At 67.8% G+C, this 10,316-nt stretch carries 10 protein-coding genes; 6 read left to right on the top strand and 4 right to left on the bottom strand.

The annotated features are described in order from the left end of the window. The first annotated feature begins 34 nt into the window (after positions 1-34). Positions 35-439 (top strand): Rv2175c family DNA-binding protein, encoded by a 405-nt coding sequence (locus ACZY08_RS21975; RefSeq protein WP_463746736.1) that lies wholly within the window; start codon positions 35-37, stop codon positions 437-439. Here the strand turns inward: ACZY08_RS21975 and ACZY08_RS21980 are convergent. The 4 genes from ACZY08_RS21980 to ACZY08_RS21995 form a co-directional block, all read right to left on the bottom strand. Beyond that, positions 428-1,966, bottom strand: coding sequence for an alpha-(1->6)-mannopyranosyltransferase A (locus ACZY08_RS21980; RefSeq protein ID WP_463746737.1), 1,539 nt, complete (start codon positions 1,964-1,966; stop codon positions 428-430). The genes ACZY08_RS21975 and ACZY08_RS21980 overlap by 12 nt on opposite strands. Positions 1,967-1,984: 18 nt before the next feature. Further along, on the bottom strand, positions 1,985-3,073 hold the full coding sequence (gene idsA2, locus ACZY08_RS21985) for a bifunctional (2E,6E)-farnesyl/geranyl diphosphate synthase (protein WP_463746738.1): 1,089 nt from the start codon (positions 3,071-3,073) through the stop codon (positions 1,985-1,987). Positions 3,074-3,200: 127 nt separating this feature from the next. Continuing rightward, on the bottom strand, positions 3,201-3,917 hold the full coding sequence (locus ACZY08_RS21990) for an LppM family (lipo)protein (protein ID WP_463746739.1): 717 nt from the start codon (positions 3,915-3,917) through the stop codon (positions 3,201-3,203). An 11-nt stretch (positions 3,918-3,928) separates the two neighbouring features. After that, complete coding sequence (locus tag ACZY08_RS21995; RefSeq protein WP_463746740.1) at positions 3,929-4,537, bottom strand: GNAT family N-acetyltransferase; 609 nt, start codon at positions 4,535-4,537, stop codon at positions 3,929-3,931. Positions 4,538-4,766: 229 nt separating this feature from the next. Between ACZY08_RS21995 and ACZY08_RS22000 the strand changes: the two genes are divergently transcribed. From ACZY08_RS22000 to ACZY08_RS22020, 5 genes are all read left to right on the top strand, one after another. Beyond that, on the top strand, positions 4,767-5,168 hold the full coding sequence (locus ACZY08_RS22000; RefSeq protein ID WP_463746741.1) for a DUF3040 domain-containing protein: 402 nt from the start codon (positions 4,767-4,769) through the stop codon (positions 5,166-5,168). 452 nt (positions 5,169-5,620) lie between these two features. Next, positions 5,621-6,049, top strand: coding sequence for a division/cell wall cluster transcriptional repressor MraZ (gene mraZ / locus ACZY08_RS22005; protein WP_463746742.1), 429 nt, complete (start codon positions 5,621-5,623; stop codon positions 6,047-6,049). After that, on the top strand, positions 6,027-7,214 hold the full coding sequence (gene rsmH / locus ACZY08_RS22010; protein WP_463746743.1) for a 16S rRNA (cytosine(1402)-N(4))-methyltransferase RsmH: 1,188 nt from the start codon (positions 6,027-6,029) through the stop codon (positions 7,212-7,214). Before mraZ ends, rsmH begins: the two co-directional genes overlap by 23 nt. Next, positions 7,211-8,368 carry a cell division protein FtsL gene (ftsL, locus tag ACZY08_RS22015; protein WP_463746744.1) on the top strand — a complete coding sequence of 386 codons (1,158 nt, stop codon included), beginning with the start codon at positions 7,211-7,213 and terminating at the stop codon, positions 8,366-8,368. The genes rsmH and ftsL overlap by 4 nt, the downstream gene beginning before the upstream one ends. Further along, a complete protein-coding gene (locus ACZY08_RS22020) occupies positions 8,365-10,293 on the top strand; it encodes a peptidoglycan D,D-transpeptidase FtsI family protein (RefSeq protein WP_463746745.1) in 1,929 nt (642 codons plus the stop codon). Before ftsL ends, ACZY08_RS22020 begins: the two co-directional genes overlap by 4 nt. Positions 10,294-10,316: the final 23 nt, after the last annotated feature.

The raw sequence follows: 10,316 nt of genomic DNA on the forward strand, positions 1-10,316 counted from the left end.
TACGAGTCGTGGGCGTGGTCCTAGAATCAGTGCGGTGAGCAGCATTCCGGTCGCCGATGACGTCCTGGACCCCGACGAGCCCGTATACGACCTACCGACGGTGTCGGGTTTGCTCGGTATTCCGGTCACCAAGGTCCATCAACAGTTGCGCGACGGGCAGTTGATTGCCGTGCGCCGCGACCGCGTCATGGTGGTGCCGCAGATCTTCTTCGATGGCGACGGTCATGTGGTCAAGCACCTGCCCGGCCTCCTGATCGTGCTGCGCGACGGCGGCTTCCGCGACACCGAGATCGTGCGCTGGTTGTTCACCCCGGACGAGTCGCTGACGATCACCGCCGACGGTCGCACCGAGCAGGTCTCCAATGCCCGCCCGGTCGACGCTCTGCATTCCCACCAGGCACGTGAGGTGCTGCGTCGCGCCCAGGCGCTAGGTTACTGACGGCTGGTTCTCAGCCGCCGGCTCCGGCGCGGGCGTCTCGGGTGCGCGGTACAGCGAGTACCACGCCACCACTGCGCATGCCGTGGTCAGCAGGACGTGCGCCCATGAGTACATGCCATGTGCCCCATCGGGTTTCCACATCACCATGATCCACGTGGAGAGCCCGGCCACCACCGCGATGGCGGGCCGGGTCTGGATCAGGGCGGCCGCGACGGCCAGCGGCCAGGTGTAGTACCAGGGCAGCGCAGCCGGAACGAACAACACGACCACTGCCATGGCCAGGGCGGTGCCGGTGAGGGCTTCGCGGTCGGTGTGCCGGTAGCGCCACCACAACAGCGGCAGCGCGACCACGATGGTGAGGATGCCGATGATGCGGGTGACCTCGAGCACGGCGTAGAAGTTGACGGGGAAGATCAGGCCGCCGATCGCGTTGATCAGGTTGGCGGCGGCGGTGGGCACGGTCAGCCAGTTGATGATCTTCACGTTGCCGGCCGCCAGGGCGGACAGCCAGCCCAGGCCGACGCCGGCCAGCCATGACATCACCGCGAACACTGCGGCGAGGATCGCCATGGAAGCGGCAGTCGCCAGGACGAATGCCCGCACCGGCGGGTGGTCGTGGCGGTCACGAAGCTGCCGCGTCCACACCCATACGACGAACGGAAGTGCCAGTCCTGCGGTCGCTTTGACCGCGACGGCCATGGCGATCAGGCCGACGCCCCAGACGGGGCGGTGTCGGAACGTGAGTGCGATGCCGGCCATCATGAGCCCGACCATCAGCATCTCGTTGTGCACGCCGCCCATCAGATGGATGATCACCAGCGGGTTGAGCACGCAGACCCACAGGGCTGTGGCCGGACTTGCGCCGATGTGGCGGGCGACGCGCTGCGTCGCCCAGATCAGCAATACCAGGCCGGGCAGCATGCACAGCCGCAGCAGCATGGTGCCGGCCACGACGTCGTCGCGCACCAGCATCGTGACGAACTTCGCGACGAGGATGAAGGCCGGTCCGTAGGGCGCGGTGGTCGTCGTCCAGATCGGGCTCACGTTGTCCAGCAGGAGGTTCGGATTCTCCACCGGCCCCACCACGTAGGGGTCGAAGCCGTCGCGCAGCAATGCCCCCTGGGCGAGGTATGAATAGGTGTCCCGGCTGAACAGCGGCACGCTCAACAGCAGTGGCGCCAGCCAGAAACCTGTCGTGGCGACCATGGTGTATTCGGTGGCGGTGCGGTCGATCACGCGCCGGCCCAGCCACAGCCACGCGATCAGCATCACTGCGATGCCAACCCACAGCAGGATCGAGGACAGCACCAGGCCATGGCCGAATCGCAGCCAGGACAGGTGCAGTGACTCCAGGAGCGGGTCGTGCAACCGGGTGCTGCCCGCGCCGAGCCCGCCGATGGTCAGCAGGGCAGCACCCAGGAAACCCAGCCGGGCGGGGCGGGCATCGGCGGACACCGCGAATGCGGCCAGGCGTGAGACGTGTTGCGCGATCCCGGAGCTCGGGGTCTCGGTCGGTGTGTGTGTCATGACGTGCGGGCTGTGCTCCTACGCCGACCGGTTCGCCGCGAACCGGGCGATCTCGGCCAGGCCGGTTTTTGCCTGTGAGTGAATGGGGGCGGCGGCCAGCGTGTCCAGGGCGCGGTTGGTCAGCAGCTCGATGTGCGCCTCGACCGCGGCCAGGGCGCCTACTGATTCGATAGCCCGGCACAGGTCACCCACCTGGGCGTCGGACAGCACGGTGCCCACCGAGGTGCGCAGCAGCTCTGCGGCGGCGGGGTCGGATTTGTCGGCGAGCTCGAGTGCCTCGGCCAGCAGCACCGTGCGCTTGCCGGATCGCAGGTCGTCGCCGGACGGCTTGCCGGTCACCGCCGGATCGCCGAACACTCCGAGCACGTCGTCGCGGAGCTGGAAGGCGACGCCCAGGTCGTTGCCGACTTGGTGGAAGATCTGCTGGACGTCGGGTCGGTCGGCGGCCGCGGCCGCGCCCAGCTGCAGTGGCCGGGTCACGGTGTAGGACGCGGTCTTGTAGGTGTTGACGTTCATCGCCGAGGCCACCGATTCGGCACCGCTGGATTCCGCGACGATGTCGAGGTACTGGCCGCCGAGCACCTCGGTGCGGATGTGGCGCCAGACCTGTTGGACGCGCTGCTGCGCGTCGGCGGGGATGTCGGCCGAGGCGACGATGTCGTCGGCCCAGGACAACGCCAGGTCGCCGGCCAGGATGGCCGCCGACAAACCGAACTGCCGCGACGAACCGTGCCAGTTGCGGTCGCGGTGCCGGTCGGCGAACACCCGGTGCACGGTGGGCAGGCCGCGGCGGGTGGCCGAATCATCGATGACGTCGTCGTGCACCAGGGCGCAGGCCTGCAGCAATTCCAGCGCCGCGAACAACCTCAACACATCGGGGCCGGCGGGGCGGTCGGCCGGATCGATCACTGCGCGCCAGCCCCAATAGGCGAAGGCCGGGCGCATCCGCTTGCCGCCGCGGAGCACGAATTCTTCGAGGGCCTCGGTCAGCTCGGCGTAGTCGGTTCCGATGTACTCGCAGTCGCGGCGGCGCTCACGCAGGTAGTCGCGCAATTGGTCGGTGACGGCCCCGGCCAGCTCGACGGTTGACGGAGCCGATGTTTGCACGCTCAGCGCCCGCCCCTTTCTGTCGTCAACGGTGTGTCCCCGAGTGTGCATTCAGCGTAGAGCGTGCCGCGCGTTTTGTACCAAGTGAGGGCGGCGTAGCAATGTGCTCGGTGGGGACGGTGCGCGGTCAGTCGCTCCCGGCGACCGGGTCACCCGGTTTCGGGGAGGTGTCCCGGCTCATCCAGGCCAAGGCGCCGATCACGCCGGCCACCAGGAATGCGCCGACGATGAGCCAGATGGTCGCGGTGGTGAAGGACCGGGCGCTGGGATCGGTGTAGCGGGCCTGGGCGTTCATGGTGCTGACGATTCCGGGCCGCAGTTTCCATTCCACGATCGAGGAACTCACCTGATCGCCGTTGGTCGAGGTGACTTCGCCGGGGAACGACACCGTCAGCAGGACGTCGGCCTGTGGATCGTTGAGCGAGGTGAGGTCCACCCGGCCGTCCAGGATCACCAGGTCACCGGCGCGGCGCAGGGAGATGTCGACTCCGGCGGCATCCCGGCTCATGCCGGCCAGCTGGGGTAGTTCGGCGAAGGTGAGGTCGGAGAACACCGCCTGGGAACCGACGAAGTCGTCCCGGCTGTACTCCGAGACGGCGACCTTCGTGGCGAACGGGAGGTTGTTCAGCAGTTGCGGGCCCTTGTCGTCGGAGTCCCGCGGCTTGGCTGCGGCGATGATCTGACCGGACACCCGGTCGTCGGGGGAGACCGTGATCGAGGTGCGGACGCGGACGCAGCCCACCGCCATGGGCAGGATCAGCAACAACATCACCAACGTGAGCAGACGGGTCCGGCTGTTACGTCTGGGAGGGCGGCTGGCTACTCGGACGTGCACGCTGGTCATCGTGCCAGATCTCACAACGGCAGTGGGCGACCGAGGATGGCGAACGGCCGGGGGTCGCCGGCGAAGTGGTAGCCGCGGATGACGTCGGTGAAGCCCAGCCGCCGGTACAACCGCCACGCCCGATTGGCCTCGCCGTTGATCTCAGGAGTCGACAACAGCACGTGAGACTCATCCCGTCCGGCCAGCAGTCGCCTGGTCAGAGCCTCGCCGAGGCCCTGTCCTTGGGCGCGGGGCTCGATGTGCAGCTCGGTGAGTTCGAAGTAGCTGGCCATCAGGTCGGCGATCTGTCCGGGGTTGGTGCCCATTCTCTGCAGGCCGGAGATGACCTGCTGCTGCCACCACTGCTCCGGCGCGCCGCTGTAGCCGTATGCGATGCCGTTCAGCGGTGCGTCGAGCAGATCTGCGCGGTCTGGGCCCGCGCCGGATCCGGGATCGGCTTCGGGGGCCTCGACCGCGGCCACGCATTTCCAGCCGGCGCGCCGGGTGTGTTCGAGCCACAGTGCGGCGCGTTGGTCCTCGGTCCCGCGGGGGTAGCGCATGGCGTCGACGTACACGCGCAGTGCCTCGGGAAGCCGGCGCTTCATATCGTCCGGCGACAGATCGATGAGATACGTCGCCAATGCCTTCGCCCTTCGCCCGTCCGGTGTCCTGCCTGATTCATTATCTTCAGCATTATCCGGCTGAGAGATGGTCGGTCCCGTCGACCCGAGCTATCTCACGACGACCTACAATCGACGGCGAACAAGGTGGTACGGCTCGGATCGACCTCGTATCATTAGGGTTAGGTGCCCGTGATTGCGGGCACGTGAAATCTTGAAAAGCGACGGCGGCGTCGGCAAGGAGGGACGAATGCCACTCTCCGATCATGAGCAGCGCATGCTCGACCAGATCGAGAGCGCGCTCTATGCCGAGGATCCCAAGTTCGCCTCGAGCGTTCGCGGTGGGTCCTTGCGCGCGCCATCGGCTCGGCGCAGGCTTCAGGGCGCACTGCTCTTCGTGGTGGGCCTGGCTCTGCTGGTAGTCGGTGTCGCGGTGAAAGCCACCATGATCGGTGGATTCCCGATCCTGTCGGTGGTGGGTTTCGTGGTGATGTTCGGTGGCGTGGTGTTCGCCATCACGGGTCCGCGCGTGACGGGTGGCCCGGGGCGTGCGGCCCAGGGGTCCGGCAATGCGCCGCGGCAGCGTCGTCAGCGCGGCGGGTCCTTCACCACTCGAATGGAAGATCGGTTCCGACGCCGGTTCGACGACTGAGCCGTCAGGCGCCGTAAGCAGTAAGGGGCAGCCCGTAACGGGTTGCCCCTTTTTTTGTGTGTCGTCGGGTGGCCGGGCCAGGTGTCGGGGTGGGTCCAGCGACACGCCGGGCGTAGGAGTCCCGCGCCCCTTGTGGGGCGGTGTGGGGGAGAGTCGCGGATTCTCAGGGAATTTCGCCCCACAACCCCCCACCCTTTCGCCGCAGGTGTCTACCTGCGGTTTTTCTGTTTCTCTGGCCCCCGTCTGAGTGCGAAGGCGCGCTGAGGGCGCAGTTCTGGGCGGTTCGAGTGGGGCCGCCGCCCAAACGTGGCGCATTAAATGGAGCAAAGTGGGGGATCGTGGGGTAAAGTGGCGGCCAACGGGGAAATCGGAGCCCCGTTCGGAGGGCAGAAAGCCTGGCCTGGATCTCACAAGCGACTCGGGATCCGAACCGGGTGGCGGGAGGTGTCCAGATGTTTCTGGGTACCTACACGCCCAAGCTCGACGACAAGGGGCGGCTCACGCTGCCCGCCAAGTTCCGCGACGTACTGGCAGGAGGGTTGATGGTCACGAAGAGTCAAGATCACAGCCTGGCCGTGTACCCGCGGGACGAGTTCGAGGAACGCGCACGCAAAGCGGTGGAGGAGGCCAAGGCGCATCCGGAACGTCGCGCGCAGTTGCGGGTATTCGCCGCGGCCGCCGACGAACAGCGCCCGGACAGTCAGGGTCGGATCACCCTGTCGGCGGATCACCGTCGCTACGCAAACCTGTCCAAGGAATGTGTGGTCATCGGGTCGGTCGACTACCTGGAGATCTGGGATGCCGACGCGTGGCAGTCCTACCAGCAGACCCACGAAGAAAACTTCTCCGCGGCCACCGATGAAACTCGTGACGTTCTCTGATGGTGCCGCTGATACGGCCCGTCAACCGGCGGCCGGCCTGGACTTAGCCCGTGCAGCGAGGCCTCTGCCCGAATTGGCCCTGGCGTACTTCCCCGACGCCAGGTCCGTTAATTCGGTCAGAGACCCCGGTGCAGGGGCCATTCCGAGCGGAGGTGTTTCAGCGGTGCCAGATTCCCCAGATCAGTCCGACTCCCGGGGCCACGGCCACATCCCGGTTCTGCTCGACCGCTGCGTCGAGTTGCTGGCCCCCGCGCTCACCCGTCACCACACCGACGGGACGGACGCAGTGTTGGTGGACGCCACGCTCGGCGCGGGCGGCCACTCCGAACGCTTTCTGACCGACTTTCCCGGTCTCCACGTGATCGGCCTGGACCGTGACCCCAACGCGCTCGGCATCGCCGGTGCCCGCCTGGCGCCGTTCGGTGACCGGATGCGGCCGGTGCGGACCCGCTATGACGGAATCGCCGGGGCGATCGCGGAATCCGGCTTCACCCGAATCGACGGCGTGCTGTTCGACCTGGGCGTTTCCTCGATGCAGCTCGATCAGACCGAACGCGGCTTCTCCTACTCGACGGACGCGCCGCTGGACATGCGGATGGATCCCGACGCGCCGTTGACGGCCGCGGACATCCTCAACACCTACGACGCCAAGTCGATCGCGCGGATTCTGCGTGACTTCGGCGAGGAGCGCTTCGCCGGCCGCATTGCCGACAAGGTCGTCAAACGGCGTGCACTGCAACCATTTTCGACAACCCGTGAGCTGGTGGAGCTGCTCTACGAGGCGATCCCGGCACCGGCCCGCCGTACCGGAGGGCATCCGGGTAAGCGCACCTTCCAGGCGCTGCGGGTGGCGGTCAACAGCGAACTGGATTCGCTGCGCGTCGCACTGCCTGCCGCGCTTGCCGCGCTGACCGACGGCGGACGGATCGTGGTGATGTCGTATCAGTCGCTGGAGGATCGGATAGTCAAGCAGGCGTTCGCCGCGGCGACGGCATCGCGGACCCCACCCGGCCTGCCCATCGAACTACCCGGCCATGAACCCGAATTCGTCACGTTGACCCGCGGAGCCGAGAAGGCCCGCCAAGTCGAGATCGATCGCAATCCGCGTAGCGCTCCGGTGCGGCTGCGGGCACTGGAAAAGGTTGGGGGAGAGGGCAACTCATGAAGGTCAAACGGCCCGAACAGCTGCGCGAGGCAGACCGCAGGCGTCCGGTGCGTCAACCCGCGCGAGGTGGCGGGCGGCGCACCGATCAGGCCCCGCCGCGCAAGCGGCGGCCTGGTTCCGAACAGCGGCCCGCGCGTACGGCACCGAATGCCGGGCCGATTCAGCGGCCGGGCACCCGTCCGGCCCGGCCCAAGAGTGCCAGCCAGGCCAAGGCACGGGCGAAGGCCCGTAAAGCCAAGGCTCCGAAGGTAGTCCGTCCGCCACTGCGGGTTCGGCTGAGGGAACGTCTGCTGGTCCGGCTAGCCTCGATCGAGCTGAACCCGCGCGTGCTGGTCTCCCGTGTCCCGTTCGTCGTGTTGGTGATCGCGGCGCTGGGTCTGGGACTCGCGGTCACGCTGTGGCTGTCGACCGGTTCGGCCGAGCGGTCCTACCAATTGGGCCATGCCCGCCAGGTCAATCAGGGCCTGCTGCAACAGAAAGAAGCGCTGGAACGTGATGTGCTCGAGGCGCAGGCCGCACCGGCGCTGGCCGAGTCTGCCCGCAATCTGGGAATGATCCCGTCGCGCGATACCGCACACCTGGTGCAGGATGCTGCCGGCAACTGGACCGTCGTCGGCACCCCCAAGCCGGCCGAAGGGGTGCCTCCACCCCCGTTGAACACCCCGCTGCCCGAGGAAGCCCCGCCGGCCCCGCCCGCGGCCCCGGCTCCGCGGGTGGTCGATCCGCGGGAGCTGACGGTACGGACGCCGCGCCCGGGTTCCCTTGCTATTCCGGGTATCCCGGTCCCGCCGGCCGACGCACCTCATGGTGTGCCGGGAGCCGTTCCGCCGGTGCCGGGGCCGGTCCTACCGGGACCGACTGCGCCGGCACCGAACGTTCTCGCGATGCCGGCGCCCTTGGCAGCGCCCGCGCCGGTTGACACAGCGCAGCTTGCACCGCAACAGATCACCGATCCGACGCACATGCCCACCGCCGGCGTGCCGACCGCGCCCGGACCGGTCCTGCCGGAACCGGCCGTGCCTGCACCGGTCGCGCAGGCACTTGCCGCTCCGGCCCCAGGCCCCGCCGTTCCGCTGGAGCAGTTCAGCCCACCGGCGGCCCCGGCGGCACATGTCCCGGCTGCCGGCGTCAACGCGCAGGCGCCGGCCGCATGAGCCGCCGCCCGGGCCGCCAGGGTCAGTCGCCCAAGCCGCAGCGGGCCAAGAAGGCCTCGCCTGGTCCAGGGCATGAGGCCCGCGACCGCCGTACGCGGGTTGCTGCCGCCGAAACAGGCTTGCGCAGCTCGTCGTTCGTGTTCCGGCATCGCACCGGGAACCTCGTCATGCTCGCGGTGTTGGTGATCGCGGCGGTGCAGCTGTTCACGCTCCAGGTGCCCAGGGCGGCGGGCCTGCGCGCCGAAGCGGCCAGCCAGCTCAAGGTCACCGACGTGAACCCGGCAATGCGAGGCAGCATCGTCGACCGCAATGACGACAAGCTGGCGTTCACCATCGAGGCCAAGGCGCTGACATTCCAGCCGGTCCGGGTCCGCAAGCAGCTCGCCGAGGCCAAGGCCAAATCCAGTGAGGCGCCGGACCCGGATCGCCGGCTCTCGGACATCGCCAAGGAGATCGCCACCCGGCTGGACAACCGGCCGGACGCCAAGACGGTGCTCAAGAAGCTCAAGAGCAACGAGACTTTCGTGTATCTGGCCCGCGCGGTGGATCCCGCGATCGCCGGCGCCATCATGGACAAGTTCCCCGAAGTCGGTGCCGAGCGCCAGGATCTGCGCCAGTACCCGGGAGGTTCGCTGGCCGCCAATATCGTCGGCGGCATCGACTGGGACGGTCACGGCCTGCTGGGACTGGAGGATTCGCTCGACGCGGTGCTGGCCGGCTCCGACGGTTCGGTCACCTATGACCGGGGTTCGGACGGTGTGGTCATCCCGGGCAGCTACCGAAACCGGCACGACGCGGTCAACGGCTCCAATGTGCAGCTGACCCTCGATGACGACATCCAGTACTACGTCCAGCAGCAGGTGCAGCAGGCCAAGGACGCCTCGGGCGCCAAGAATGTCTCGGCGGTGGTGCTCGACGCGAAATCCGGTGAAGTACTGGCGATGTCGAACGACAACACGTTCGACCCGAGCCAGGATCTCGGTCGGCAGGACAGTCGGCAGATGGGCAACCTGCCGGTGTCCTCACCGTTCGAGCCCGGCTCGGTGAACAAGATCATCACGGCCTCCGCCGCGATCGAGTACGGTCTGGCCAATCCGGACGAGGTGCTGCAGGTACCCGGATCGATCGACATGGGCGGCGTCACCGTCCGCGACGCGTGGAACCACGGCGTGATGCCGTACACGATGACCGGCGTGTTCGGGAAGTCGTCCAACGTGGGCACCCTGATGTTGGCCCAGCGCGTGGGCCCGGATCGGTTCTACGACATGGTGCGCCGGTTCGGGCTGGGTCAGCGCACCGGCGTCGGCCTGCCGGGCGAGAGCTCGGGTCTGGTGCCGCCCGTGGATCAGTGGTCGGGCAGCTCGTTCTCCAACCTGCCCATCGGACAGGGTCTTTCGATGACGCTGCTGCAGATGACCGGGATGTACCAGACGATCGCCAACGACGGGGTGCGCATGCCGCCGCGGATCATCAAGTCCACGATTGCCCCCGATGGCACCCGGACCGATGAGCCACGGCCCGAAGGGGTTCGGGTGGTCACACCGGAGACCGCCCGCACGGTCCGCAACATGTTCCGCGCCATCGTCCAGCGTGATCCCATGGGCGCGCAGCAGGGGACCGGCCCGCAGGCCGGGGTCGAGGGCTACCAGATCGCCGGCAAGACCGGTACGGCGCAGCAGATCAATCCGGCGTGCGGCTGCTACTACGACGACGTCTACTGGATCACCTTCGCCGGCTTGGCGCCTGCCGATGATCCGCGCTATGTCGTCGGCATCATGATGGACGCACCGCACCGCGCCGCGGACGGCTCACCGGGATCCTCGGCGGCACCGTTGTTCCACAACATCGCCTCGTGGCTGCTGCAACGCCACAACGTCCCGTTGTCGGCCGATCCGGGGCCGCGGTTGACGCTGCAGGCGACCTGACCGCGATAGTCGTGGGTGGTGCG

This window comes from Mycobacterium sp. IDUB_9, from assembly GCF_055419505.1.